General features: G+C 68.1%; 20 protein-coding genes. 6 read left to right on the top strand and 14 right to left on the bottom strand.

The genetic code is table 11. The features are described from left to right. Nucleotides 1-38 precede the first annotated feature (38 nt). Both BUE42_RS01030 and BUE42_RS01025 read left to right on the top strand, forming a co-directional pair. The gene (locus BUE42_RS01030) at nucleotides 39-1175 is read left to right on the top strand and encodes an AAA family ATPase (protein WP_073462235.1); all 1137 of its coding nucleotides are present in this window, start codon (nucleotides 39-41) and stop codon (nucleotides 1173-1175) included. Then, nucleotides 1172-1852, top strand: a complete 681-nt coding sequence (locus BUE42_RS01025; RefSeq protein WP_073462234.1) for a DUF4276 family protein — start codon at nucleotides 1172-1174, stop codon at nucleotides 1850-1852. Before BUE42_RS01030 ends, BUE42_RS01025 begins: the two co-directional genes overlap by 4 nt. Nucleotides 1853-1868: 16 nt before the next feature. On the opposite strand, the gene urtE is transcribed toward BUE42_RS01025, so the two are convergent. The 13 genes from urtE to BUE42_RS00960 form a co-directional block, all read right to left on the bottom strand. Then, entirely contained in the window at nucleotides 1869-2561 is a 693-nt protein-coding gene (urtE, locus tag BUE42_RS01020) for an urea ABC transporter ATP-binding subunit UrtE (RefSeq protein ID WP_073462233.1), read from the bottom strand. Nucleotides 2562-2564: 3 nt separating this feature from the next. Continuing rightward, nucleotides 2565-3458, bottom strand: a complete 894-nt coding sequence (gene urtD, locus BUE42_RS01015; protein ID WP_073462232.1) for an urea ABC transporter ATP-binding protein UrtD — start codon at nucleotides 3456-3458, stop codon at nucleotides 2565-2567. Next, on the bottom strand, nucleotides 3455-4591 hold the full coding sequence (gene urtC / locus BUE42_RS01010; RefSeq protein ID WP_073462231.1) for an urea ABC transporter permease subunit UrtC: 1137 nt from the start codon (nucleotides 4589-4591) through the stop codon (nucleotides 3455-3457). The genes urtD and urtC overlap by 4 nt, the downstream gene beginning before the upstream one ends. After that, nucleotides 4588-6180, bottom strand: coding sequence for an urea ABC transporter permease subunit UrtB (gene urtB / locus BUE42_RS01005; protein ID WP_143171254.1), 1593 nt, complete (start codon nucleotides 6178-6180; stop codon nucleotides 4588-4590). The genes urtC and urtB overlap by 4 nt, the downstream gene beginning before the upstream one ends. A gap of 91 nt (nucleotides 6181-6271) precedes the next feature. After that, on the bottom strand, nucleotides 6272-7546 hold the full coding sequence (gene urtA, locus BUE42_RS01000; RefSeq protein ID WP_056815695.1) for an urea ABC transporter substrate-binding protein: 1275 nt from the start codon (nucleotides 7544-7546) through the stop codon (nucleotides 6272-6274). Nucleotides 7547-8164: 618 nt separating this feature from the next. Further along, nucleotides 8165-9136: a response regulator transcription factor gene (locus BUE42_RS00995; protein WP_073462394.1), complete on the bottom strand. Its 972-nt coding sequence runs from the start codon at nucleotides 9134-9136 to the stop codon at nucleotides 8165-8167. Nucleotides 9137-9212: 76 nt separating this feature from the next. Then, a complete protein-coding gene (locus BUE42_RS00990) occupies nucleotides 9213-12176 on the bottom strand; it encodes a pilus assembly protein (protein WP_159445351.1) in 2964 nt (987 codons plus the stop codon). 749 nt (nucleotides 12177-12925) lie between these two features. Beyond that, on the bottom strand, nucleotides 12926-13573 hold the full coding sequence (locus BUE42_RS00985) for a pilus assembly PilX family protein (protein ID WP_073462228.1): 648 nt from the start codon (nucleotides 13571-13573) through the stop codon (nucleotides 12926-12928). After that, the gene (locus BUE42_RS00980) at nucleotides 13567-14751 is read right to left on the bottom strand and encodes a PilW family protein (RefSeq protein WP_073462227.1); all 1185 of its coding nucleotides are present in this window, start codon (nucleotides 14749-14751) and stop codon (nucleotides 13567-13569) included. Before BUE42_RS00980 ends, BUE42_RS00985 begins: the two co-directional genes overlap by 7 nt. Beyond that, nucleotides 14752-15207: a type IV pilus modification PilV family protein gene (locus BUE42_RS00975; protein ID WP_159445350.1), complete on the bottom strand. Its 456-nt coding sequence runs from the start codon at nucleotides 15205-15207 to the stop codon at nucleotides 14752-14754. 8 nt (nucleotides 15208-15215) lie between these two features. Continuing rightward, complete coding sequence (locus BUE42_RS00970) at nucleotides 15216-15854, bottom strand: GspH/FimT family pseudopilin (protein ID WP_143171253.1); 639 nt, start codon at nucleotides 15852-15854, stop codon at nucleotides 15216-15218. Beyond that, the gene (locus BUE42_RS00965; protein WP_073462224.1) at nucleotides 15854-16300 is read right to left on the bottom strand and encodes a type IV pilin protein; all 447 of its coding nucleotides are present in this window, start codon (nucleotides 16298-16300) and stop codon (nucleotides 15854-15856) included. The genes BUE42_RS00970 and BUE42_RS00965 overlap by 1 nt, the downstream gene beginning before the upstream one ends. A 135-nt stretch (nucleotides 16301-16435) precedes the next feature. Next, nucleotides 16436-19954, bottom strand: a complete 3519-nt coding sequence (locus BUE42_RS00960) for a hybrid sensor histidine kinase/response regulator (protein ID WP_073462223.1) — start codon at nucleotides 19952-19954, stop codon at nucleotides 16436-16438. 82 nt (nucleotides 19955-20036) lie between these two features. Here BUE42_RS00960 and ureA point away from each other — a divergent pair, with 82 nt between their 5' ends. From ureA to ureC, 4 genes are read left to right on the top strand one after another with little or no spacing between them, the layout of a single operon-like run. Then, nucleotides 20037-20339, top strand: coding sequence for an urease subunit gamma (gene ureA, locus BUE42_RS00955; protein WP_056815720.1), 303 nt, complete (start codon nucleotides 20037-20039; stop codon nucleotides 20337-20339). Between the two features lie 11 nt (nucleotides 20340-20350). After that, nucleotides 20351-20947 (top strand): HupE/UreJ family protein, encoded by a 597-nt coding sequence (locus BUE42_RS00950; RefSeq protein ID WP_143171234.1) that lies wholly within the window; start codon nucleotides 20351-20353, stop codon nucleotides 20945-20947. A 12-nt stretch (nucleotides 20948-20959) separates the two neighbouring features. Then, complete coding sequence (locus BUE42_RS00945) at nucleotides 20960-21265, top strand: urease subunit beta (RefSeq protein WP_073462221.1); 306 nt, start codon at nucleotides 20960-20962, stop codon at nucleotides 21263-21265. Beyond that, complete coding sequence (ureC, locus tag BUE42_RS00940; RefSeq protein ID WP_073462220.1) at nucleotides 21265-22980, top strand: urease subunit alpha; 1716 nt, start codon at nucleotides 21265-21267, stop codon at nucleotides 22978-22980. The genes BUE42_RS00945 and ureC overlap by 1 nt, the downstream gene beginning before the upstream one ends. An 11-nt stretch (nucleotides 22981-22991) precedes the next feature. On the opposite strand, the gene BUE42_RS00935 is transcribed toward ureC, so the two are convergent. Then, nucleotides 22992-26120: an efflux RND transporter permease subunit gene (locus BUE42_RS00935; protein ID WP_073462219.1), complete on the bottom strand. Its 3129-nt coding sequence runs from the start codon at nucleotides 26118-26120 to the stop codon at nucleotides 22992-22994. Nucleotides 26121-26130: the final 10 nt, after the last annotated feature.

Raw genomic sequence — 26130 nt, 5'->3', positions numbered from 1 at the left:
ACTTTGAGAACCACCTCGATTGTCGGTAGAGTTCCGGGATGACCCACATCCAGAAGCTCACCGTCAAGGGCTACAAGTCCATTGCGGCGCTCGTCGACTTCGAGCTGCGCCCACTGAACGTGCTGATCGGGGCCAACGGCGCGGGCAAGAGCAATTTCATCGGGTTGTTCAGGTTCCTGGCTTCGGTGGTCGGCGACAACTTTGCGGTTGATGTGCAGAAACGGGGCGGCCCGGAAACCTTGCTTCACTACGGCAGCAAGGTGACACCCCAGATGAGCATCGACATCCGGTTCTCGGGCACCGAAGGGGTCACCGGTGTCTACGAAAACGGCTATCGCATCACACTGGCGGCAACGCAGGACAACCGGCTGATCTTCGCGCGTGAAGAGCCGACCGTGCGTGGCGCTGGCTACGCTTCGCCGAAGGTCTATTCGCTGGGTGCCGGTCACGACACGGCCCGCATCCGCAGCGACAAGGACAGTCCGAGTGCCACCGTCAGCCGCTATGTGCTGGACAAGCTGCAGATCTGGCGGCAATACCACTTCCACGACACCGGCGACACCGCAGCGGTCAAACGCATCCATGCCGTGAACGACAACCTGCGGCTGAAGCCGGACGCAGCCAACCTGGCGGCGTATTTGCGCAAGCTGAAGACCACCCCGATCTTCGAGAGCAGCTACGACCGCATCGTAGAGACCATTCGCCGCGTGGCGCCGTTCTTCGGCGACTTCCTGTTTCGCGACGACGCAGGCGAGTTCATCGAACTGGAATGGACAGAGCGGGGACGGCCCGACACGCCCTGGAAGGCTCATGTGCTGTCGGACGGAACGCTGCGTTTCATCTGCCTCACCACCCTGCTGCTGCAGCCCAAGAGCCTGTTGCCCGACACCCTGCTGATCGATGAGCCGGAACTGGGGCTGCACCCCTTCGCGATCAACTTGCTGGCCGACATGCTGCAAGAGGCCGCCGAGAGCAAACAGGTGATCGTGTCGACCCAATCCGTCGAGCTGCTCAACGCCTTCCAACCCGAGGACGTGGTGGTGGTGCAACGTGAAGAGGATGCCTCGGTCTTCAAGCGTCTCGACAAGGCTGCACTGAGCGACTGGCTCGCGGACGACTACAGCCTGGGTGAGCTTTGGAAGCGCAACATCCTGGGCGGGAGGCCCGGTTCATGAAGCGCGTCTGCGTGGTCTGCGAAGGGCAGACCGAGGAAGAGTTCATTCTGCAAGTGCTGGCGCCGGCCTTTTACGATCTGGGCTTGAACCTGGTCCCGGAAATGATCGAGACATCGCCCGGCCACAAGGGCGGCGCATTGCGCTACGCCCGTGTCAAGCGCCATCTGCGCAACACGCTGCGCCAAAACAGCGCCCCGGTCGTCACCACGCTGTTCGACCTGTACCACCTCGATGTCGACTTCCCGGGAATGTCAGCTGCGCAGGAAACGCCCGAACTGTCGCAGCGTCTGAGGATCTTGACCGAGGCCCTTCATGCGGATGTGGTGGACGAGGCCGGATGCGCACCAGACCGCTTCATCCCCCATATCCAGCCCCACGAATTCGAAGCCCTGCTGTTCAGTGACGTTGCAACCCTGGTCACCGTTGAACCGGCCTGGCAGCAGGCCGAAGCCGTGCTGACCGCGGCACGTGCGGCCGTAGCTTCACCCGAGCACATCAACGATCACCCCGATACCAAGCCGGCAGCTCGCCTGGAGCGTGCATTGAAAAGCCCGAGCTATCGAAAGAGCTTGCACGGGCCCACTGCGGCCCGGAAGATCGGATTGACGAAGATGGAAGAGGAGTGCGCCTCTTTCGCCGGATGGCTCGCCCGGATCAGAGCCCTGGCACAGCCGTGAAGGCTGACGGAAGCATTCAGATCGACATCCGGTCCCGCACGCCCTCGGCTTCCATGTTCGGGCCGCGGCCGCGCTGGATGATCTCGCCGCGCTCCATCACCAGGTACTGGTCGGCGAGCTCGGCCGCGAAATCGTAGTACTGCTCCACCAGCACGATCGCCATCGTCTTGCGGTCGGCCAGCATGCGGATCACGCGGCCGATGTCCTTGATGATGCTCGGCTGGATGCCCTCGGTCGGCTCGTCGAGGATCAGCAGCTTCGGCCCGGCCGCCAGCGCACGCGCGATCGCGAGCTGCTGCTGCTGGCCGCCCGACAGGTCGCCACCGCGGCGGTTGATCATCTGCTTGAGCACCGGGAACAGCTCGAACAGCTCGGCCGGCACCGGCGTGCCGCCGCTCTTGTACGCCAGGCCCATGCGCAGGTTCTCGTCGACCGTCAGCCGGCCGAAGATCTCGCGGCCTTGCGGCACGTAGCCCACGCCCTTGCGCACGCGCTCGTACGGCGTGTCGTGGGTGATGTCCTGGCCGTCGAGCCGGATGCCGCCGGTCTTCACCGGCACCACGCCCATCAGGCTCTTCAGCAGCGTCGTCTTGCCGACGCCGTTGCGCCCGAGCACCACGGTCACCTCGCCCAGCTTCGCCTCGAAGCCGAGGTTGCGCAGGATGTGCGACCCGCCGTAGTACTGGTTGATCCCTTCGACCTTCAGCATGGTTCAGCGCCCAAGATAAACCTCGACCACCTTGTCGTTGGCCTGCACGTCGGACAGCGGGCCTTCCGCCAGCACGCTGCCCTCGTGCAGCACCGTCACCTTCTTGCCGTTGCGCCCGTTCTGCGTCAGCTCGCCGATGAACTTCATGTCGTGCTCGACCACCACCAGCGAGTGGTTGCCCTCGAGCGACAGGAACAGCTCGGCGGTGCGCTCGGTCTCTTCATCGGTCATGCCGGCCACCGGCTCGTCGAGCAGCAGCAGCTTCGGGTCCTGCATCAGCAGCATGCCGATCTCGAGCCACTGCTTCTGCCCGTGCGACAGCAGACCGGCGACGCGCTGCGCGCCGTCCTTCAGGTGGATCAGCGCCAGCATCGCGCCGATGCGGTCGAGCTGCTCGCCGTTCAGGCGGAAGAACATCGACGAGCGCACGCCGCGGTCGGCCTTCAGCGCGAGCTCGAGGTTCTCGAACACCGTCAGCTGCTCGAACACCGTCGGCTTCTGGAACTTGCGGCCGATGCCGATCGACGCGATCTCGTTCTCGCGCAGCCGCAGCAGGTCGATGGTCGAGCCGAAGAAGGCCTTGCCCGCATCGGGCCGCGTCTTGCCGGTGATGACGTCCATCATCGTCGTCTTGCCGGCGCCGTTCGGCCCGATGATGCAGCGCAGCTCGCCCGCGCTGATGTTCAGCGACAGCGCGTTCAGCGCCTTGAAGCCGTCGAAGCTGACGGTGATGTCGTCCAGGTACAGGATGGCGCCATGCGTGGTGTCGAGCACGCCGTCCTGCACCACGCGGCCGTAGCTCGCCGCGCGGCCGCCCGAGGTGCCGGTGCCGCCTTGCTCCTTGTTCGCCAGGGCCGCGCGCACGCGGGCGCCGGCTTCCATCAGCTCGGGCGTCATGCCTTTACCTCTTTCTTCTCGCCGCGCCCGAACTTGCGCGCGAGCCCGACGATGCCTTGCGGCAGGAACAGCGTCACCGCGATGAACAGCGCGCCGAGGAAGTACAGCCAGAACTCCGGGAACGCTTGCGTGAACCAACTTTTCGCGCCATTGACGAAGAACGCGCCGACGATCGGCCCGACCAGCGTGCCGCGCCCGCCGACCGCCGCCCAGATCGCGATCTCGATGCTCGCGGCCGGCGACATCTCGCCCGGGTTGATGATGCCGACCTGCGGCACGTACAAGGCGCCGGCGATGCCGCACATCACCGCCGAGATCACCCAGATGCTGAGCTTGTAGCGCAGCGGGTCGTAGCCGGTGAACATCACGCGGCTCTCGGCATCGCGGATCGCCTGCAGCACGCGGCCGAACTTGCTGCCCACCAGCCAGCGGGCCAGCACGAAGAAGCCGATCAGCGCGAGGCCGCTCAGCACGAACAGCGTCATCCGCATCGTCGGCGTCGCGATCGGGTGGCCGAGGATGCGCTTGAAGTCGGTGAAGCCGTTGTTGCCGCCGAAGCCGGTCTCGTTGCGAAAGAACAGCAGCATCGCCGCATACGTCATCGCCTGCGTGATGATCGAGAAGTACACGCCCTTGATGCGCGAGCGGAACGCGAAGAAGCCGAACACGAACGCGAGCAGCCCCGGCACCCCCACGATCAGCAGCAGCGTGGCGGCGAAACTGTCGCTCGCCGCCCAGTGCCACGGCAGCGTCTTCCAGTCGAGGAAGACCATGAAGTCCGGCAGGTCGGACTGGTAGTTGCCATCGCGCCCGATCTGGCGCATCAGGTACATGCCCATCGCGTAGCCGCCGAGCGCGAAGAACACGCCGTGGCCGAGCGACAGGATGCCGGTGTAGCCCCAGATCAGGTCCATCGCCAGCGCGCAGATCGCGTAGCACATGATCTTTCCGATCAGGCTGATCGCGTAGTCGCTCAGGTGCAGCGCGTTGCCGGCCGGCACCGCGAGGTTCAGCACCGGGGCGACGACGAGCACCGCGACCAGCGCGATGAAGATGCCGCTCCAGGCCTTGATCGACAGCAGCGAGGTCGACGGCCCGACGGGGCGCGACGGTGTCGGAAGAACGGCGCTCATGCTTCGGCACTCCGGCCTTTCATCGCGAAGATGCCTTGCGGCCGCTTCTGGATGAAGATGACGATGAAGACCAGCACCATGATCTTCGCGAGCACGGCGCCCTGCCAGCCTTCGAGCAGCTTGTTCAGCACGCCCAGGCCGAGCGCCGCGTAGACGGTGCCGGCCAGCTGGCCGACGCCGCCGAGCACCACCACCATGAACGAGTCGACGATGTAGCCCTGCCCGAGGTCGGGCCCGACATTGCCGACCTGCGACAGCGCGCAGCCGGCCAGCCCGGCGATGCCGGAGCCGAGCGCGAACGCATAGGTGTCGACGCGCGCGGTGTTGACGCCCATGCAGGCGGCCATGCGGCGGTTCTGCGTGACGCCGCGCACGAACAGGCCGAGCCGCGTGCGCGCGATCAGCAGCGCGACGCCGGCCAGCACCAGCACCGCGAACGCGAGGATCGCGATGCGGTTGAACGGCAGCGTCAGGTTGCTCAGCACCTCGACGCCGCCCGACAGCCACGACGGGTTCTCGACCTGCACGTTCTGCGCGCCGAAGATCGAGCGCACGCCCTGCATCAGCACCAGGCTGATGCCCCAGGTGGCGAGCAGCGTCTCGAGCGGGCGACCGTACAGCCAGCGGATCACGCTGCGCTCGAGCACCGCACCGACCAGCGCGGCGGCCAGGAACGACGCGGGGATCGCGACGATCACGTAAGCGTCGAACAGGCCCGGCAGGTGCGACTTGAAGAAGTTCTGAACCACGTAGGTCGCGTAGGCGCCGATCATCATCAGCTCGCCGTGCGCCATGTTGATCACGCCCATCAGCCCGTAGGTGATGGCCAGGCCCAGTGCAACGAGCAGCAGGATGCTGCCCAGGCTGACGCCGGTGAACAGCACGCCGAGGCGCTCGCCCCAGGCCAGGCGCGCATCGATCGCGGTGAGCGCGATGCCGAGCTGGCTGCGGATGTCGGTCTCGGTCTCGCCGCCTTCGGCCGCGGGCTTCAGGCGGTCCAGGATCAGGGTCTTGGTGGCCGGCGTCAGGCTGCCGGCGAGCGCGCGGGCGGCTTCCATGCGCTTGCCGGTGTCGGTCGACGACACCAGGATCGCGGCACGCACCTGCGTCAGTTGCTCCTTCAGCGATGCATCGGCCTCGGCGGCGAGCGCCTTCTCGATCAGCGGCAGGCGGCCTTCGTCGGCCTCTTCCTTCAGCGCCTTGATCGCGGCGCGGCGCTCGCCGAGGTCGGTGGAGAAAAGCTTCAGCGCAGCCAGCGCGCCTTCGAGCTCGCGGCGCATCTGGTTGCTGTTGATCACGTCTTCGGCGCCGTCGGGCAGCTTCGCGTCGGCACCGGTCGAGGCATCGTTCGCCTTGTCGCCGCGCACCACGAAGACATGGTCGCCCGAGAGCTTCACCGCGTCGTCGAGCATCGCCTGCACGAAGGCGGCGAGCCCGTCGTCGCCGCGCGCGAGCGAGGCCTGCAGCGCGGCGATGCGCTCCTCGTTCTCGCCCTTCGCGAGCGCCAGCGCCTGCGGTGGCGTCAGCGCGTGGGCCGCCGCGACCGACAGGCCGAGCAGCAAGGCGATCAGCCAGCGTTGTGCGTGCATGGGAAGCATCGAAAGAAATCCGTCCTGCTCAATTCGACAAGGGCCACCCGTTCGATGGGTGGCCCGTTTTTCAGATCAACCGGTCAGCCGATCACGACTTCTTTTCCGGCTCGTCCTTCTTCTTGTCGTTGCCTTCGATGTACGGGCTCCACGGCTTGGCCTTCACCGGGGCCGGGGTCTTCCACACCACGTTGAACTGGCCGTCGGCCTTCACTTCGCCGATGAACACCGGCTTGTGCAGGTGGTGGTTCTTCGCGTCCATCGTCGAGACGAAGCCGCCCGGGGCCGGGAAGGTCTGGCCGGCCATTGCGGCGATGACCTTGTCGGTGTCGGTACTGCCGGCCTTCTTGACCGCCTGCGCCCACATGTGGATGCCGATGTAGGTGGCTTCCATCGGGTCGTTGGTCAGCGGCTTGTCGGCGCCCGGCAGGTTCTTCGCCTTCGCGTACTCGGCCCACTGCTTCTTGAAGGCGTCGTTGGTCGGGTTCTTGATCGACATGAAGTAGTTCCATGCCGCGAGGTGGCCCACCAGCGGCTTGGTGTCGACGCCGCGCAGCTCTTCTTCGCCGACCGAGAAGGCCACCACCGGCACGTCGGTCGCCTTCAGGCCCTGGTTGCCCAGTTCCTTGTAGAACGGCACGTTCGAATCGCCGTTGATCGTGGAGATGACGGCGGTCTTGCCGCCGGCCGAGAACTTCTTGACGTCGGCGACGATGGTCTGGTAGTCGCTGTGGCCGAACGGGGTGTACTTCTCGTCGATGTCGCTGTCCTTCACGCCCTTGCTCTTCAGGAAGGCGCGCAGGATCTTGTTGGTGGTGCGCGGGTAGACGTAGTCGGTGCCGAGCAGCACGAAGCGCTTGGCGCCGCCGCCGGCCTTGCTCATCAGGTACTCGACCGCCGGAATCGCTTGCTGGTTGGGCGCCGCGCCGGTGTAGAAGACATTCTTGCTGAGCTCTTCACCTTCGTACTGCACCGGGTAGAACAGCAGGCCGTTGAGTTCCTCGACGACCGGCAGCACCGACTTGCGCGACACGCTGGTCCAGCAGCCGAACATCACGGCGACCTTGTCCTGGCTGATCAGCTGCTTGGCCTTCTCGGCGAACAGCGGCCAGTTGGAGGCCGGGTCGACGACCACCGGTTCGAGCTGCTTGCCGAGCACGCCGCCCTTGGCGTTGATCTCCGCGATCGTCATCAGGGCCGTGTCCTTCAGCACGGTCTCCGAGATCGCCATCGTGCCCGACAGCGAGTGCAGGATGCCGACCTTGATGGTGTCGGCGGCCTGCGCGAACAGCGGCAGGCCGAGGGCGGCGACGCCGAGCGACACGGCGCTCAGCGACGCGGCGAAATTGCGGCGGGATGACTTCATGGACGAACGCTCCTGTGGGTTGTGTCTCGCGTCCCTCCGTGGCGGGGGACGGACGGACGCAGGTTACGGAGCGGGGCCGGATCGAGGAATACGACAGATGGCGTAGGGCGCTTTTGCGCGTGCAAAGGCGCGGGTGGGCAGGGTGTGGCGCGCCGGACGGTGCGGTCATCGCCCCTGGCGGGGCAATGACTGCCCCGCCCTGATTGGCGCTCCACACCCTGCCCACCCGCGCCTTTGCGGAACCGCCGCGCTGTGTTTGGGGGGAAAAGACTGAAGTGACCGACGAGCACGCCAACGCCCGCACGCTCGTCGGTCACTTCAGTCTTTTCCCCTCAACAAGAGCGGCTGGTTCTGCGCGGCGGGTGAGGGGATGGGCTGGGGGCGATTTCTGGGGCGACGGAGAAGATCGGCTTTGGGGATGGCGCGCGCCAGCGCGCTTCGTGGACTGACTCATCGGCACTGTTTGACCACAACGAACGAAGTGAGTGGAGGGAGTTTGCCGATGCATCCCCAAAGCCGATCTTCGCAGTGGAGTCGGCCCCCGGGCCGACCGCCCCGGCATGAGCCGCCAGCCCATCCCCTCACCCGCCGCGCCGCCGCAGAAGCAACGCAGAAAAATCACCCGCCGTGCCAGGGCGCCAGCGCCCGCACCTTCTGGATCGCCAGCGATGCCGCCGCATTGCGCGTCTCCACGCCGAGCTTCTCGAACACATGCTCCAGGTGCTTCTTCACCGTCGCCGGGCTGCTGCCGAGGATGTCGCCGATGTCGCGGTTGGTCTTGCCCTTCGCGACCCAGTACAGCACCTCGGCCTCGCGCAGCGTCAGCTTGAAGGCCTGCAGCACCGCATCCACCGCCGCCGCGTCCGACACCTCGCGCATCACGATCAGCCAGTCGTCATCACTGGTGCGCTGTTGCAGCGAGAACACCAGCTGCCGCTCGCCACGCACCACCGACAGCGACGTCGGCTCGCGGCCGTCGGCCGCCAGTTGCGACTGCGCCTGCAGCCACACCGCCAGCTCGGCCGGCACGTGCGCCGGCGGCGCCTCGAAGTAGCGCTGCATCAGCTCGCGTGCAAGCGCCGTCTGCCACACCGCGCGGCTGTTCTCGATCCGTTCGGTCACGTGGATCGCCATCGTCGCGTGGCCGAAGGCATCGAGCGCATTGCGGGCCTGCCTCGCCTGCCGCGCACTCTGCATGTGCACCACCATGCGCGCCAGCACCTCCTGCGGGCGGATCGGCTTGGTGACGTAGTCGATGCCGCCGGCCTGGAAGGCGGCCACCACGTGCTCGGTCTCGGTCAGGCCGGTCATGAAGATGATCGGAATGTGCGAAGTGCCGGGCTGCGCCTTCAGCCGGCGCGCCACCTCGAAGCCGTCCATGCCGGGCATCACCGCATCGAGCAGCACGATGTCGGGATCGGCCTGGATCGCACGCTGCAGCGCGCTCTCGCCGTTGACCGCCACCAGCACGGTGTAGCCCGCCTCGTCGAGCGCGTCATGCAGCAGCGAGAGGTTGTCGGGCACATCGTCGACGATGAGCACGACATCGCTCAGGCTGCGGTCTGGAAGTCTCTCGGTCATGGCCGGCATGGCGGGAAGGATGCGCACCGCGCGGTGCAGGAGCGCCAAGCGTAGCCGACGCCGGCCCCACGGGCCGGCCGGAATTTCACTGCCCGATCGACAGCTCCCGCCAGGTCAGCCGGCGCGTCCCCTTGTCCGGCCCCGCCGTGGGCACGTTCTTCACCGACGAACTGCCGTCCGAGCTGTTGATCGAAGCCACCACCTGGCCGGTGGTCGTGATCGCCAGACTGGCCGTGCTGGACACCGCCTCGCTGTTGAGCAGCACGCCGGCCTCAGTGCCGGTGCTGACCTTGAGCCCGGTGGCGTAGTCGATGTAGTTCAGGTAGCTGCTGCCGCCGGTCTTGCAGCCCGCGTCCTTGGTCGGCAGGTCTGACACATAGACCAGCGTGCCCAGCTGCAGCGTCGGGTTGGTGTCGATGCGCTCGCCGGCATTCGGCAGGTCCTCGTACCAGCCATCCATGCTGTCGAAGCTGAGCGCATGGCCGAGCGGGCTGCTGACACTCCGCGCGCCGCCGCTGTCGGTCAGCGTGCGCGGCATGAAGCATTGCGTGACCTTGCTGGTCGTGCAGGCGCTCGCGCGCGGGCTGCCGTACAGGCCACTGCTGCCGGCGGCGGTGGTCAGCGTGTCCTTCAACGCATAGAGCGTCTGCGTCTGCGTCGACGACACATCGGTCAGGCCCAGGTACGAGCCGGTGCCCACATAGACCACGCGCGTGCCGCCGACCAGCCCCAGTTCGGGCCGGGTCGTGACGGGCTGGCGCGCGCCGGCGGCATCGGCCAGCGTGGCCATCAGCTGCACGCCGGCGCTGCCGCCCGACTTGGTGAGCGTGCGCAGGTCGAAGCGCCACAGGTTGCCGAGCAGGTCGCCGCCGTACACATAGGTCGCGACATTGTTGCCGGCGCTGACGCTCCAGGCGCTCAGCCGCGCCAGGCCGCTCGGGCATGGTGCGGCCGTGCAGCCGGCCGGCACGCTGCCGCCGGTCGTCGAGCCGATGCCGGTGTCCAGCTTCTGGATGACGGCGCCGGTCTTCGCGTTCAGCACCCACATCACCCCGCGGCCGCTGCCGGGCGAGATGTTGTTGTAGCCGGAGCTCAGCAACACCACCCAGGTGCCGTCGGACAGCTTGGTCACGATCGGCGCGCCGTACGAATACCCGAGGTCGGCATCGCGCACGTAGGCGGCGTCCAGGCCGGTGTCGTGCGTGAACTCCCACAGCACCTGCGGCGAGGCCGGATCGCTGACGTCCAGCGCGTAGAAGCCGCGGCCGCCGGCGCCCAGCCCGCCGACGAGGATGGTGCGCCAGGCCGAGCCGTCGTGGATGTCGGCCGCGGTGGTCGCGCCGTTGACGAAGAAGCGGTGCCGGGTCGCGTATTTCTTGTCGGCCAGCTGATACAGCCGGGGCAACAGCAGCGACGGGATGTAGGCCCACGATTCGGCGCCGGTGTCGGCCCGGAAGGCATGCAGCATGCCGTCGTTGGCGCCGAGGTAGACCATCGCCTGCCGGCTCGCCTGGCTGCTCTTGTAGGCCGCGTAGCCGGTGTCGGCATACGACTGGCTCGGCGGACCGACGTACACCGGCTGCGCATCGACGGTGTCGCCCAGCACGTGGGTGCGCAGGAAGTAGTACGCGGTGTTGCCGATGCCTTCGTTGCCGCGCTCGCCGCGCAGGTAGGCCACGAGGTTGGCTCCGCCTGCGCCGACGGCGCCGGCACTGGCGCTGTCCACCTGCGCGGTGCTCGCGAGGCAGGCACTGCCCACACTGCACATCTGCGACAGGCCGCCGATGGCCGCCACCTTGAAGTAGCCCTGTTGCGTGCTGCTGAGCGATGACCACTCGAACGGGATGCGCGTGCCGCTGCCGCCGGCAGCTTTCCAGGTGTAGAGCTTGCGGGCGCCGGCGGAGAGCTTGTCGAGCAGCGGTGTGGTCTTCAGGCCGGTGCCGGAGGATTCGATGCAATCGTTGCCGGCCCCGGACTGCGACCAGTCGGGCGTCGCGGCGCGCGCGCCGGTCGTGGCGTTGACGGTGTAGCGCGCCAGCTCGCCGAACCACTTCGACGAGCAGAAGCCGGTGCTGAAGACGTAGTTGGAACTCGCCGCGGACAGGTTGACATTGCCCGAGGTCGGCGCCGCCGCGCTGGAGCCCGATGACACGATGCTTTGCAATGCGGTGCTCAGGCCGTCCTTCAGTTCACCGACGTTGGTGGCGCTGTAGTAGCCGCCGCGGCCGTTGATCGCGGCATGCCAGAGGTCGTCGATCGCGGTTGCAGTGTCCTTGGCGGGTTTGGGCCAGGTGCAGAGGCCGCTCGACTGCCAGCGACAGATGCCGGTGGCCTGCAAGGCTGCACTGGCCGGCGTCCCGTTGACGATGTCGTAATAGTCGCCGCTGCCGGCCGACGCGTAATTCGACTGGAATTGCATGTAGCCTGACGCGCCCAGGCCGATGGTGTAGGTCACCAGGTTCTGACGCTGATTGGCATAGGCGTTGCTGGCGACGTCAATGCCCTGGGGGTTCTTCGCATTGCCCAAGGCATCCGAACGCAGGTCGGTGGCGTAGTAGTACTGTGCCACATCAGCCAATGTATTGATCACCTTGTTCGCGTCCCCGTACGGGCTCGGCAGGCTGCCGTCCTGATCGCCCACAGCCGTGCTGCCATCGACCCGCTTCGGTGTTGTCGAATCATTCCAATATCCGTCTGTCTGCAGGATCGCGTAATTGCGTTGACAGGCGTACTGCATTGGATCTTTCGCCGTCTCATTCCACACGGTGGTGAGCTTGCCGGCGAAATACTGTCCGGTTGTGGACAGCGCCGTTCTCAGCGGCGTCGATGTTGCCGTTTTGGCGGCAGCGATCGTCGCGTACAAGGTCTGTTTCGTGGCCGAATCGAAGTCATCCACATTCAGGAAGTCTGTGCGGCCGGTGACATCGTTGATCGTCATGTAGCCCACACGCACGCTGTCATCCAGGTCGGCGAACGTCAGCAAGATGGCCGTCTTGGCCATCTGGATGCGGGTCCGGTAATAGGCATGCCAATTCGCATAGTTGGTCATCTCCTCCTCGTAGGTGCATGTCGCACCGGCGCAATCGAGCCGTGCGCCCGCCTTGGTGTAGCTTGTCGTACTGCTCTGCACCGTCGTGGCATTGTTGCTGCCGGGCACCGATGACGTGGCGCCTGGGGTTCGAGAACTTGTATACGTCTTGCCATCGCCGAGACTGCCGGCAGCGTAGACAACCTGACAGTTCGTCAAATTCGAATCCGAACACCACCGAACGTAAGCAGGATATGGATAAGCCGTGGTGGCCGCAGATTGACTCTTGCAAGAAATCAAGGCCGGCGAGTTGCAGTATTCGCCCACCGTGAACGTGTAGTAGACCGGGGGACTGGTCTTCAGATTCGCGGTCCCCGTCGTCAGTTGTTGATATGCGTCCAATGGAACGTTGGTCCACGTTGCCGTGTTCGCGGCGTTCATCGACAGGTAGTAGCTTCCATCGCCTTTCGGCGGCACGACATAGCGGACGCCGGGATCGTAGAACACGCTGTTGAAGCGGCTGTTTCTTCGAAGTTGCGACAGGCTTGAATCGGCCCAATCCGGCATGGTCGTGTCTTCCATGCTGCTGGAATTGTCCAGAATGAACATCAGATTCGGCTTCACCAGCGAAGTCGTCGCTACCGGCGATGTCGCCAGATCGGTCGCATCCGCGATCGCCGGCATCGGCAAGCACGCGCAGCAACAGGCCAACACCGCGATCCATGGGCGTGCGTCCATCGTCATTCCTTGGTTCATGCCGTGCTCCCGCGTCACAAGGCCACCATGGCCTGCACCCAGGCCGTCGTGTTGCGCGGCCCGCTCACCTGCACCGTGATGCGGTAATACACCTGGCTCTTGCAATTCAGATTGCCGCCGCCGCCATTGCTGCCCAGGCCCATGCCGCTGCCGCAGCCGACGGCATCGGGCAGCGCCGAGCAGGTGCCGTTGGCCGGGTCGCCGGCGGCGCTGCACATGCGCTGGACCAGGTACGCCACGGTGTTGCCCGCCGCGTCCGTCGCACCGCCGTTGGGCTGGCCCGGCTGCGCGCCGGCACTGACCAGCGCGGCCCACAGGTCCGGCCAGTCCTGTGCGGTGCCCGGGTCCTGCCGCGTCGCCAGGTAGCCACGCGCGGCCTGGTCACAGGCCAGCACCGTGCTGCCGCTCGCGCAGGTGCTGGCGCTGGAAGAACTTGCCTGGCCGGTGTTGTTCTCGAGCCAGGCCACCGCGGCCTCCAGGCCCTGGTCGCCCGAGCTGGTGGCCGATTGCTTGAAGCCGAGGTTGCCGGCGATGCCGTTGGCCGTTGCAGTGGATCGGCTCAGCGCCACCGCGGCCAGCGTCAGCGCCACCAGCACGATCAGCACCAGCACCAGGATCACGCCCTGCTGCCGGTCTTTCGGATTGCATTGCAGGCTCAGCATCCGCCGGACCCTCCTTGGTACGTCAGCTGCGAGCCCTGCCAGATCAGGTTGCGCAGCGGCACAGTGGCCTGCAGCACCCGGTGGCGGTAGTGCGTCCAGTCGGTGTTGGCGCTCAGGTCGATCGGCAGCGCGATCGGCGTGACGGTGGTGAACGCGGCCGACAGGCTGGTGTTGGCCGTCGAGCCGTCCCACGCCGGGGCCGCCGACGTGACGGTGTTCTTGTCGTAAGCGGGGCTGCGCGCCACCACCGCCAGCCGCAGCGCGACCACGCGGGCCCAGCGGCACACCAGCGGCAGGCTGCTGGTGTCCGAGGTGCCGCCCGGTGTGGTCTGGTCCCAGGTGTCGACGACCCCACTCATCGCCGAGGCCGCCACGCCCGAGGTGTCGCGACCGTACTGCGCGCGCAGGCCGACGATGTTGCCGGCCAGCGGCACCCACACATCCGGGTTGCCGGTGTAGCTGGCCTTGCCGCAGTCCCAGGCCAGGTAATCGCACAGGGTCAGGCTGCCCTGGCGCACCGCATAGGCCCGCACGCGGGGCGACGCCCCCAGGTCGAACACGCTGCTGCCGATCGGCAGGCCGGCGCTGCCGGGCGAGACCGTCAGCGCCGATCCGCTGATCGCGCTGACGGCATCCAGCGTCAGCGCACACGGGCTCGGCCGGGTCGAAGCGGCCGCCACCACGCGGTTGCCGACGCCGAACATGCCGGCGGTGCTGACGTCGTAGCGCCCGGCGATCGACGCCGCGATGGTGGCATCGCCTTCGGACGGCCCCGCCGAGGCGCCGGTGACGAGCAGCAGCGTGTCGGTGCCGATGTCGCCGGCGGGCACCAGCGCGGTTCGCGGGTTGACCACCGCCGGCGCGAGCGCATCGAGCGTGACTGCCGCGGTGTCCCTGCTGGTGGTGTACGACAGGCCGCAGCCGAGGATCGAGAAGTTGGCGATGCCGTGGCCGGACTGGGCGATCTCGCGCTGCAGCTCGTACAGCGCGAGGCCACCCGCCACCTGGGCATCGTTGCCGCCGGTCGTGGTGCGCTTGTCGCTTTCGGCCGACGCGAACAGGCGCATCACCAGCACCACGCCCACCATGCCGATCAACAGCGCGACCATCAGCTCGACGAGGCTGAAGCCGCGTGCGCCTGCATGGCGCCGGGCATTGGAAGGCGTGTGTCGGCTCATCTATTTCACCTGCGCCAGCACGACATGGCTGTGGTAGCCGCTGTCGCCGGGGGCTTTCCAGAAGATGGTGACGGTGGCCAGGCTGCTGGCGGTCGCCGCGCTGCCGGCGGGCACGGTGGTGAAGCTCACGGTGGGCGCCTTGCCCGCGACGTTCGGCAGACCCGAGGCCTCGACCGACGCACGCCAGCTGGTGTAGCCGACACCGCCGGTCTCACTGCCGAACTGCGCCTGCAGCGTGGCGGCGGCGCGGTCGGTGATCCACAGCCGGCCGACCAGCGACGCGGCCTGCGCCGCCGCGATGGCGCGGTAGCGGGCGCCGGACGCCTGCTGCACCGATACCGCCTGCAGCTTCACCAGGCCCAGCACACCGATGGCGAAGATCAGCAGCGCGCACAGCACCTCGATCAGCGAGAAGCCGTGGGCGCCGCGGTGCGACGGTGGACGAGGGAGATTCATGCAGTGGTTCATGCGTTGCTCGGGCAGCTCATCGCGTCGGCCGCGGTGTTGCCGGCGCTGCGCGCCGGATCGCACATGCGCACCTCGCCGGCCGGGCTGACGACCACCTTCAGGCAGCGCGTCGGGCCGGCCGGTGCGCAGCTCTGGCCGCTCGCGCCGACCGCGATGCTGAGCAGGGCCGCACCGGACGCGGGGGAGCTTGTCGAGGTCTGCCGGCCGAGCCCGTCGAAGGCGACCACCGAGCGCGTGGCCGAGAGCGTGGCCGCCGCGTCGCCGGCCACCACCGGGCTCACGCGCAGCAGGTTGGGTGCGGCGCCGGTGCCGAGCGCCGACGCACAGGCGCCGGCCGGGGTCTGCGCGGCACCGAGGTTGATCGCCCAGTGCGGGCCGCTCGCCGTGATCTGGCAGCTGTCGGCCAGCGTGTCGACCAGTTGGAAGCGCACCACCGCGTTGCGCCGCACGGCTTCGGCGCGAGCCGACTGCAGCCCGTTCTGCAGCGACTCGGCGGTGCTGCGTACGCGTGCATTGCGCAGCCAGTCGCCGAATGACGGCACGCACAGCAGCATCAGCAGCGCGAACACCGCCAGGCCCACCATCAGCTCGACCAGGGTCATGCCCCGGACGGCAGCGCGATGCCGGGCAACCATCAGCACACCCCGCCCTTCTTCGTGACCCAGCAACTGCCCGTCGGCGACGACCAACCGGACACGCCGCTGACCACCGAGGTCTGCTTGCCGTCCTGGTTGACGGTGTAGCTGAAGCCCGCCATGGCCCCGGTGCCGGTGGCCGTCCAGGTGTAGGCGGTGTCGGACGAAGCGGTGCAGCTGAAGCTGAAATAGCTCGACGCGCTCGCGGTGACGCCGCAGGTCTTGACGCTCGCGCTGGTGTAGTAGCTGCGGTTGTCCTGGAACCACTGTTCCATCTTGACCTGCAGCGTGGACAAGGTCGCGGTGGCATCGGGAATGCGACCGCGCCGGAGGTAGTCGACATACGACGGCAGCGCCACGCCGGCGAGTATCGCGATGATCGCGACGACGATCATCACCTCGATGAGCGTGAAGCCTGTGTTCTGACGACCCGGGGTTCTGCGCATGACCTGCCTCAATTCGCTACTCGGCGAAACAAGAGGCAACTCTGCGCAACATCTATGGAGGAATTACGCCCGAATTGTCAAACACTGTCATCGCGACGGCCTGTGATCGGCCGCACCGTGAGATCTGATCCGCGATCAGGGCCGGGTGCCTGCAGCAACCGACCCATGCAAGGCCTTCTCGAGGATGCGGCTCACCGCCTCCAACTGGAACTTGCGCACCAGCTCGCGCACATGGCCTGCGAATCCGGCACAGGCAGGCTGCTCGGCCTCGATCCGGTCGAGCTTCTGGACGATGCCGCGGAAGTAGCCCAGGCGGACCAGCTCATCGAGCGCGCGCAGCGCATCGGCATCGGGCAGCACCCAATCGGCCGATGAAGCCGATGCCGTCGATGCGGGCGCTGCCGCGTGGCCGGCCGACATCGGCGTGGCCTCCACCCACTGCAGGCCGAGCCGCGCGCCCAGCCAGTCGAGCAGCTCGTGCACGCGCACCGGCTTCAGCACGAAATCGGTCGGCGCGATGCCGACGTCGTTGTCCAGCTCCTTGTCGAAGGCATTTCCCGAGACGATGGCCACCGGCGCAGGGCTCAGGCCCTGGGCGCGGATCGCGCGGATGGTGGCCCAGCCGTCGATGCCGTGCATCGCGAGGTCCATCAGGATGGCGTCGGGCGTGACGCTGCGCAGCAGGCGCAGGCACTCGTCGCCGGAGGCGGCCTGGTGGATCTCGAAGCCCAGCGGCTCCAGCACGCTCACCAGCAACGCGCGGTCGACCTCCTCGTTGTCGACCACCAGCACGCGGCGCCGCGGGCCCTGGTAGCCGGTGCGCGCGATGCGCGGCGCCGGCACCGCCACCGCGTCGCGCGCGGCCGGCAGGAACAACCGGATGCGGAACAGCGTGCCCACCTGCGGGGTGCTGTGCACCGTCATCTCGCCGCCCATCAGGTCGACCAGCATCTTGCTGATCGTCAGGCCCAGGCCGGTGCCGCCGCTGGCCATCGCACCGGCGTCGCTGCCGCGCGCGAACGGCTCGAACACATGCTCGATCTCTTCGGGCGCGATGCCGGGGCCGGTGTCCTCGATCTCGAAGGTGGCCATCTCGCGCGCGTAAGTGGCGCGGAACACCACCTGCCCGACCTGCGTGAACTTGACGGCATTGCCCAGCACGTTGATCAGGATCTGGCGCAGCCGCTTCTCGTCGCTGCGCACCACCTCGGGCAAGGCCTGCGACAGCTCGTGGCTGAACGCGATGCCCTTGCCGGCGGCCTGCAGCTCGAACATGCGCACGATCTGCTGCACGCCGTCGCGCAGGTGCATCGGCTGCGATTCGAGCCGCAGCTTGCCGCCTTCGATGCGGGCGATGTCCAGCGTGCCCTCGATCAGCGACAGCAGGTGCTCGCCGCCGCGCCGGATCACGCTGATCGCCTGCTGGCGGTGCGGCGGGATCGACGCGTCCTCATCGAGCAATTGCGCGTAGCCGAGGATGCTGTTCAGCGGCGTGCGCAGCTCGTGGCTCACCGTCGTGATGTAGCGGCTCTTGGCCTGGTTCGCGAGCTCGGCGCTGCGCTTGGCCTGCTGCAGCTGCAGGTCGGTGCGGCGGTGCGAATCGATTTCGCGGCGCAGCGCCTGCGTCTGCTCGTGCACCGCCTGCGTCTGGCGGTTCGATTCCTCCTGCGCCACCTGGCGGCTCTTGTGCGTCAGCACCAGCCACCAGGCCACGATGCCGCTCACCAGCAGCAGCGCCGCGAAGGCCTTGATGAAGCCCAGCCGCAGCGCCGGTGCGAGTGCCGCGCCGGGCTCGCCGAGCAGCCGCAGCTCCTGGTGGTACAGCAGCCCGAACAGCCCGGCCAACAGCGGCACCACCACCGCCATCAACAGCACGTAGTGGCCGAGGCCGGTGTCGATGTACGGCCAGGCCCGGCGCGGCAGCAGCGCGCGCAGCGCCGCCGACCATTGCGCCGACAGCTTGGCCTCGGGCTTGCACAGGTCGTCGCAGCGCGCGTCGAGCGAGCAGCACAGCGAGCAGATCGCGCCGAGGTAGGCGGGGCAGTGGGCCAGGTCGTCGGCCTCGTACTCGCGCTCGCAGATCACGCACTGCTGCAGGCGGGTGAACAGGCCCGGCGGACTGCGCCGGGCGATGTAGAAGCGGCCCTTGGTGGCCCACGCGATGGCGGGCGATGCGATGAACGCGGTGGCCAGCGCGATCAGCGCCGAGAACGCCTGCGCCATCGGCCCGAACACGCCCAGGTACGCCGCGATCGACAGCACCGAGGCCGCGCCCATCGCGCCGACGCCCACCGGGTTCACGTCGTACAAGTGCGCGCGCTTGAACTCGATGCCCGGCGGCGAGAGCCCGAGCGGCTTGTTGACCACCAGGTCGGCCACCACGGCCATGATCCACGAGATCGCGATGTTCGAGAACAGCCCCAGCACCTCGCCGAGCGCGCGGAACACGTCGAGTTCCATCAGCATCAGCGCGATCATCGTGTTGAACACCACCCACACGACGCGCCCCGGGTGGCTGTGCGTGAGCCGCGCGAAGAAGTTGGACCACGCGAGCGAGCCGGCATACGCGTTGGTCACGTTGATCTTCAGCTGCGAGACCACGACCAGCAGCGCCGTCGCCGCGACCGCCCACGCCGGGTGCGGGAACACGTACTCGTAGGCCGCGAGGTACATCTGGTTGGGATCGACCGCGCGGTCGACCGGCACCGAATGGCTGATCGCCAGGTACGCGAGCAGCGCGCCGCCCAGCATCTTGAGCACGCCCGGCACCACCCAGCCCGGCCCGCCGATCAGCACGCCCAGCCACCAGCGCTTGCGGTTGGCGGCGGTGCGCTCGGGCATGAAGCGCAGGTAGTCGACCTGCTCGCCCATCTGCGTGATCAGCGCGATGCCCACCGTCATCGCGGCGCCGAACAGGCCGAGGTTGAACTCCGCGCCGCGGCCCTCGGCGCCGGCGTAGTGCACCAGGCCGTCGAGCACGCCCGGGTTCTGGCGCAGCACGTAGACGTAGGGCACGACCAGCAGCACCAGCCACAGCGGCTGCGTCCAGACCTGCAGCCGGCTGATCGCGGTGACGCCGTGCGTGACCAGCGGGATCACCACCAGCGCGCAGATCAGGTAGCCCCAGGCCGGCGGCACGTCGAACGCCAGTTCGAGCGCGTAGGCCATGATGGCCGCCTCGAGCGCGAAGAAGATGAAGGTGAAGCTCGCGTAGATCAGCGAGGTGATGGTCGAGCCGATGTAGCCGAAGCCGGCACCGCGCGTCAGCAGGTCCATGTCGAGCCCGTGCCGCGCCGCGTAGATGCTGATCGGCAGGCCGGCCAGGAAGATGATCAGCCCGGTGGCGAGGATCGCCCAGAACGCGTTCAGGAAGCCGTACTGCACCAGCAGCGTCGCGCCCACCGCCTCCAGCACCAGGAACGAGGCGGCGCCGAACGCGGTGTTGGCCACGCGCAGCTCGGACCATTTGCGAAAGCTGTGCGGCGTGAAGCGCAGCGCGTAGTCCTCCATCGTCTCGCGCGCGACCCAGCTGTTGTAGTCGCGCCGGACCTTCACCACCCGTTGCACCGCGCGCTCGTCCTGCGCCGCCCCGGCCGGCGGCACGATGGCCGGGCCGACCGGCACGGCACCGTCGAGGGGGTTGGCAGGCTTCATGCGGGGTTTGAGCGCAAGCCCCGTGCCATTGCGGTGACCAGGCGCCCTAAGATGTGGCACACCTTCTGCTTCCCGCACCACCATGGAACTGACGCCGCGTGAGAAAGACAAGCTGCTGATCTTCACGGCCTCGCTGCTGGCCGAGCGCCGCAAGGCGCGGGGACTGAAGCTCAACTACCCCGAGTCGGTCGCGCTGATCAGCGCGGCCATCATGGAGGGCGCGCGCGACGGCAAGACGGTCGCGGCGCTGATGAGCGAAGGCAAGACGGTGCTGACCCGCGCCGACGTGATGGACGGCGTGGCCGAGCTGATCCCCGAGATCCAGGTCGAGGCGACCTTCCCCGACGGCACCAAGTTGGTGACCGTGCACCAACCCATTGCATGAACGAGAGCCCCATGACTCAGACGATGCGTTCCCGCCGGCTTGCCACCGGCCTGCTGCTGGCGCTGCCGGCCCTCGCGATGGCGCACACCGGCGGCGATGCCGGCCAGCACCATGACGCCGCTGGCGCACTCGCCGCCGGCTTCGCCCATCCGTTCACCGGGCTGGACCACCTGGCCGCGATGGTCGCGCTGGGCATCTGGAGCGCGATGACGGCGCGGCGCGCGTGGATCGCGCCGCTGGCCTTCGCCGGCACGCTGCTGGCCGGCGCGCTGCTGGGCCTCGCGGGCGCCACGCTGCCGGCGGTGGAGCCGATGATCGCCGCGTCGCTGCTGGTGCTGGGCTTGTTGCTCGCGACCAACGCGCGCCTGCCGGCCGCGGCCGGGGCGCTGCTCGCGGCAGGCTTCGCGCTGTTCCACGGCCTGGCGCACGGTGCCGAACTGGCCGGGCCGACCGCGGCCTTCGCGCTGATCGGCATGGTGGCCGCCACCGCGCTGCTGCATGGCGCCGGCATCGGCATCGGGCTGTTGCTGCGCACGCGCGCCGCCTGGCTGCCGCGAGTGGCCGGGGCAGCCGTCGCGCTGTTCGGCATCGCACTGCTGGTCAACTGAAGGGGGCCGGCGATGATTCCAGGCGAAGTGCTCACCGACGGCCCCGACATCGAGATCAACGTCGGCCGCCGCACGATCACGCTGGTGATCGAGAACAGCGGCGACCGACCGGTGCAGGTCGGCTCGCACTACCACTTCGCCGAGACCAACCCGGCGCTGCGCTTCGACCGCGCGGCCGCGCGCGGCATGCGGCTGAACATCGCGTCGGGCACCGCGGTGCGCTTCGAGCCGGGGCAGCAGCGCACCGTCGAGCTGGTCGACTACGCCGGCGACCGCAAGGTCTACGGCTTCCGCGGCGAAGTGCAGGGAGCGCTCTGATGGCCACCATCAACCGCCGCGCCTATGCGGAGATGTTCGGCCCCACCACCGGTGACCGCGTGCGCCTGGCCGACACCGGCCTCATCGTCGAGGTCGAGAAGGACTACACGCTGCTCGCCGGCGGCTACGGCGAAGAGGTGAAGTTCGGCGGCGGCAAGACCATCCGCGACGGCATGGGCCAGGGCCAGCGGCTGTCGAAGGACGTGGCCGACACGGTGATCACCAACGCGCTGATCATCGACCACTGGGGCATCGTGAAGGCCGACATCGGCCTGAAGGCCGGCCGCATCAGCGGCATCGGCAAGGCCGGCAACCCCGACGTGCAGCCCGGCATCGACATCGTGATCGGCCCCGGCACCGAGATCATCGCCGGCGAAGGCAGCATCGTCACCGCCGGCGGCATCGACACCCACATCCACTTCATCTGCCCGCAGCAGATCGAGGAGGCGCTGATGAGCGGCGTCACCACGATGCTCGGCGGCGGCACCGGCCCGGCCACCGGCACCTTCGCGACCACCTGCACGCCAGGGCCCTGGTACATCCACCAGATGCTGAAGGCGGCGGAGGCGTTCCCGATGAACCTGGGCTTCCAGGGCAAGGGCAACGCCAGCCTGCCCGGCCCGCTCGACGAGCAGATCGAGGCCGGCGCCTACGGCCTGAAGCTGCACGAGGACTGGGGCACCACGCCGGCGGCGATCGACAACTGCCTGAGCGTGGCCGACCGGCACGACGTGCAGGTCACGATCCACACCGACACGCTGAACGAATCGGGCTTCGTCGAAAGCACGATCGACGCGTTCAAGGGCCGCACCATCGCGACCTTCCACACCGAAGGCGCGGGCGGCGGGCATGCGCCCGACATCATCAAGGCGGCCGGGTTGCCGAACGTGCTGCCGTCGTCGACCAACCCGACGATGCCGTACACGGTGAACACCATCGACGAGCACCTCGACATGCTGATGGTGTGCCACCACCTCGATGCGTCGATCGCCGAAGACCTGGCCTTCGCCGAGAGCCGCATCCGCCGCGAGACCATCGCGGCCGAGGACATCCTGCACGACGTCGGCGTGTTCTCGATGATGTCGTCGGACAGCCAGGCGATGGGCCGCGTCGGCGAGGTGATCATCCGCACCTGGCAGACGGCCCACAAGATGAAGGCGCAGCGCGGCACGCTGGCCGAAGACAACGCGCGGCACGACAACTTCCGCGTCAAGCGCTACATCGCGAAATACACGATCAACCCGGCGATCACGCAGGGCATCTCGCACGAGGTCGGCTCGGTCGAGGTCGGCAAGCTGGCCGACCTGGTGCTGTGGAAGCCGGCCTTCTTCGGCGTGAAGCCGTCGCTGATCCTGAAGGGCGGCTTCATCGCGGCCGCAGCGATGGGCGACCCGAACGCGTCGATCCCGACGCCGCAGCCGGTGCACTACCGGCCGATGTTCGGCTCGTACGCCGGCGCGATGCACGACACCAGCGTCACCTTCGTCTCGAAGGCCGGGCTGGACGCCGGCGTGCCGGAGAAGCTGGGCTTGAAGAAGCGCGCGGTGGCGGTCAGCAACACCCGCAAGATCAGCAAGGCCGACATGATCCACAACGGCTTCACGCCGAAGATCGAGGTCGACCCGCAGACCTACGAGGTTCGGGCCGACGGCGTGCTGCTGACCTGCGAGCCGGCGACGGTGCTGCCGATGGCGCAGCGGTATTTCCTGTTCTGACGACGGTCAAATTACGCCTCGTCGTCGTCGCGGCGATGCGCCCACCGGTACAGCACCGGCAGCACCAGCAAGGTCAACAGCGTCGATGACAGGATGCCGCCGATCACGACCGTGGCGAGCGGCCGCTGCACCTCGGCGCCGGTGCCGGTCGCGAGCGCCATCGGGATGAAGCCCAGCGACGCCACCAGCGCGGTCATCAGCACCGGCCGCAAGCGCGTCAGCGCGCCGTCCTGGATGGCCGCATCGAGGCTCGCGCCCTGCTCGCGCAGCCCGCGGATGCACGACAGCATCACCAGCCCGTTCAGCACCGCGACGCCCGACAGCGCGATGAACCCGACCGCCGCCGAAATGGACAGCGGGATCCCGCGCGCCCACAGCGCCAGCACGCCGCCCGTCAGCGCGAACGGAATGCCGGTGAACACCAGCAGGCCGTCCCGGGCGTTGCCGAACATGGTGAACAGCAGCACGAACACCATCGCCAGCGCGAGCGGCACCACCCACTGCAGTCGCTGCGCCGCCGACTGCAGCTGCTCGAAGGTTCCGCCCCAGGCCGTCCAGTAGCCACTCGGCACGGCCACCTTGGCGATGGCCGCCTGCGCGTCGGCCACGAACGACCCCAGGTCGCGCCCGGTGACGTTCGCGCTGACCACGACGCGGCGCTTGCCGTTCTCGCGCGACACCTGGTTCGGCCCGGGCGCCAGCTCCAGGCTCGCCAGCTCGCCCAGCGGCACGTACGCGGCCGCCCCGCTGCCCCGGGGCAGCGCGATCGGCAGGCGGCGCAGCGCGTCGACGTCCTGCCGCACCGCCTCCGGCAGCCGCACGACGATGTCGAAGCGGCGGTCGCCCTGGAAGAAGGTGCCGGCCTCGCGCCCGCCGATGGCCGTGGCCACCGTCTCCTGCACCTCGTTCATGTTGAGGCCGTGGCGCGCCGCCTTGCCGCGGTCGACGTTGACCGTCAGCACCGGCAGGCCGCCGGTCTGCTCCACCTTCACCTCGGTCGCGCCGGGCACCCGCTGCAGCGCTTCGGCGATCTCGGCGGCCGCCTTGTCGAGCACCTCGCTGTCGTCGCCGAACACCTTCACCGCCACGTCGGAGCGCACGCCCGAGATCAGCTCGTTGAAGCGCAGCTGGATGGGTTGCGAGAACTCGTGGTTGCTGCCGGGCACCTGGGCCGCTTCGTCGCGGATCGCCGCCAGCAGCGCGTCCCTCGTCTTGCGTGGCTGCGGCCACTGGTCGACCGGCTTCAGCATGATGTAGCCGTCCGAGATGTTGGGCGGCATCGGGTCGGCAGCGATCTCGGCCGTGCCGGTGCGCGCGAAGATGCGCTCGATCTCCGGGAAGCGCGCCTTCAGCCGGGCTTCGAGTTGCTGCTGCATCTCGACCGACTGCGTCAGGCTCGTGCCGGGGATGCGCAGCGCCTGGACCGCGAAGTCGCCCTCGTCGAGGTTGGGCACGAACTCGCTGCCGAGGCGGCCGGCCACCGCGACCGAGAAGGCGACCGACACCGCGGCCGCCGTCAGCACGACCGGCGCATGGCGGAAGGTCGCGGCCAGCGCCGGCTCGTAGCGCCGCCGGGCCCAAGCCATCAGCGCGTTCTCCTTCTCGGCCACCCTGTCGCCGATGAACAGCGCAATCGCGGCCGGCACGAAAGTCACCGACAACACCATCGCTCCGAACAGCGCCAGCAGCACCGTGAAGGCCATCGGGTGGAACATCTTCCCCTCGACGCCGCTCAGCGCGAGCACCGGCACGTAGACCACCATGATGATCAACTGCCCGAACAGCAGCGGCCGTCGCGACTCCCCGGCTGCCGCGAAGACCTCGTGAAAGCGCTCGCTGCGGGTCAGCGGCCGGCCGCGCTGCGCCTGGGCATGCGCGAGTCGCCGCACCGCGCCTTCGAGGATCACGACCGCACCGTCGACGATGATCCCGAAGTCGAGTGCGCCCAGGCTCATCAGGTTGGCGCTGATGCCGAAAGCCACCATGCCGGAGAAGGTGAACAGCATGGCCAGCGGGATCACCATCGCGGTGATCAGCGCCGCCCGCAGGTTGCCGAGAAACGCGAACAGCACCGCGATGACGAGCAGCGCACCCTCGAGCAGGTTCTTCTCGACGGTGCGGATCGCCTTGTCCACCAGCACCGTGCGGTCGTAGACCGTCACCGCCTGCACGCCCGGCGGCAGCGTCTTGTTGATGGCCGCCATCTGCCGGTCGACCGCGCGCGAAACGGTGCGGCTGTTCTCGCCCATCAGCATGAACACCGTGCCGAGCACGACCTCCCGGCCGTTCTCGGTGGCGGCGCCGGTGCGCAGCGCGCGGCCGGGTTCGACCTGCGCGACGTCGCGCACCCGGATCGGCTGGCCTTGTGCGGTGCCGACGATGATGGCGCCGATGTCCTCGATCGACGTCACCTGCCCGGGCGCGCGCACCAAGTACTGCTCGCCGCGGCGCTCGATGTAGCCGGCGCCCTGGTTCGCGTTGTTCTTCTCGAGCGCCTCGACCACGTTCGCCAGGCTCAGGCCGTGCGCGCCGAGGCGCTCCAGGTCCGGCGCGACGACGTACTGCTTCTCGAAGCCGCCGATCGAGTTGATCTCGGTGACGCCCCGCACGTTGCGCAGCTGCGGCTTGATGACCCAGTCCTGGATCTCGCGCAGGTCAGCCGGCGTGTAGGGCGTGCCGTCGGACTTCTTCGCGCCCTCGGTCGCCTCGACGGTCCACAGGTAGATCTCGCCGAGGCCGGTCGAGATCGGGCCCATCTGCGGCGCGATGCCCGCGGGCAGGCGGTCGCGCGCCTCCTGGACCCGCTGGTTGACGAGCTGGCGGGCGAAGTGGATGTCGGTGCCGTCCTCGAAGATGACGGTGACCTGCGAGAGGCCGTAGCGCGACAGCGAGCGCGTCTGCGCCAGGCCCGGCAGGCCCGCCATCACCGTCTCGATCGGGTAGGTGATGCGCTGCTCGGTCTCGAGCGGCGAGTAGCCCGGCGCCTCGGTGTTGACGACCACCTGGACGTTGGAGATGTCGACGACGGCGTCGATCGGCAGGCGCATGCCGTTGTAGAGGCCGATGCCGGCCATCGCGAGCACGGCCAGCATGACGAGCCAGCGCTGCTCGATGCAGAAGCGGATGATGCGTTCGAACATGGTCGGTCCC

Origin of the sequence: Rhizobacter sp. OV335, assembly GCF_900142965.1 — a bacterium.
Lineage (GTDB): Bacteria > Pseudomonadota > Gammaproteobacteria > Burkholderiales > Burkholderiaceae_C > Rhizobacter.
Note: the sequence above shows the minus strand (reverse complement) of the source record. Positions and strands in the feature narration are given on the sequence as shown.

Excerpts from the sequence above, each read along its gene's own strand:
- BUE42_RS00995 (WP_073462394.1), bottom strand. The coding sequence starts at position 9,136 with ATGCCGGCCATGACCGAGAGACTTCCAGACCGCAGCCTGAGCGATGTC.
- BUE42_RS00985 (WP_073462228.1), bottom strand. The coding sequence starts at position 13,573 with ATGCTGAGCCTGCAATGCAATCCGAAAGACCGGCAGCAGGGCGTGATC.
- BUE42_RS00950 (WP_143171234.1), top strand. The coding sequence starts at position 20,351 with ATGACTCAGACGATGCGTTCCCGCCGGCTTGCCACCGGCCTGCTGCTG.
- BUE42_RS00960 (WP_073462223.1), bottom strand. The coding sequence starts at position 19,954 with ATGAAGCCTGCCAACCCCCTCGACGGTGCCGTGCCGGTCGGCCCGGCC.
- urtB (WP_143171254.1), bottom strand. The coding sequence starts at position 6,180 with ATGCACGCACAACGCTGGCTGATCGCCTTGCTGCTCGGCCTGTCGGTC.
- ureC (WP_073462220.1), top strand. The coding sequence starts at position 21,265 with ATGGCCACCATCAACCGCCGCGCCTATGCGGAGATGTTCGGCCCCACC.
- BUE42_RS00970 (WP_143171253.1), bottom strand. The coding sequence starts at position 15,854 with ATGGTTGCCCGGCATCGCGCTGCCGTCCGGGGCATGACCCTGGTCGAG.
- urtE (WP_073462233.1), bottom strand. The coding sequence starts at position 2,561 with ATGCTGAAGGTCGAAGGGATCAACCAGTACTACGGCGGGTCGCACATC.
- BUE42_RS00975 (WP_159445350.1), bottom strand. The coding sequence starts at position 15,207 with ATGAATCTCCCTCGTCCACCGTCGCACCGCGGCGCCCACGGCTTCTCG.
- ureA (WP_056815720.1), top strand. The coding sequence starts at position 20,037 with ATGGAACTGACGCCGCGTGAGAAAGACAAGCTGCTGATCTTCACGGCC.
- BUE42_RS00965 (WP_073462224.1), bottom strand. The coding sequence starts at position 16,300 with ATGCGCAGAACCCCGGGTCGTCAGAACACAGGCTTCACGCTCATCGAG.
- BUE42_RS01030 (WP_073462235.1), top strand. The coding sequence starts at position 39 with ATGACCCACATCCAGAAGCTCACCGTCAAGGGCTACAAGTCCATTGCG.
- urtA (WP_056815695.1), bottom strand. The coding sequence starts at position 7,546 with ATGAAGTCATCCCGCCGCAATTTCGCCGCGTCGCTGAGCGCCGTGTCG.
- BUE42_RS01025 (WP_073462234.1), top strand. The coding sequence starts at position 1,172 with ATGAAGCGCGTCTGCGTGGTCTGCGAAGGGCAGACCGAGGAAGAGTTC.
- BUE42_RS00935 (WP_073462219.1), bottom strand. The coding sequence starts at position 26,120 with ATGTTCGAACGCATCATCCGCTTCTGCATCGAGCAGCGCTGGCTCGTC.
- BUE42_RS00945 (WP_073462221.1), top strand. The coding sequence starts at position 20,960 with ATGATTCCAGGCGAAGTGCTCACCGACGGCCCCGACATCGAGATCAAC.
- urtC (WP_073462231.1), bottom strand. The coding sequence starts at position 4,591 with ATGAGCGCCGTTCTTCCGACACCGTCGCGCCCCGTCGGGCCGTCGACC.
- BUE42_RS00980 (WP_073462227.1), bottom strand. The coding sequence starts at position 14,751 with ATGAGCCGACACACGCCTTCCAATGCCCGGCGCCATGCAGGCGCACGC.
- BUE42_RS00990 (WP_159445351.1), bottom strand. The coding sequence starts at position 12,176 with ATGACCAACTATGCGAATTGGCATGCCTATTACCGGACCCGCATCCAG.
- urtD (WP_073462232.1), bottom strand. The coding sequence starts at position 3,458 with ATGACGCCCGAGCTGATGGAAGCCGGCGCCCGCGTGCGCGCGGCCCTG.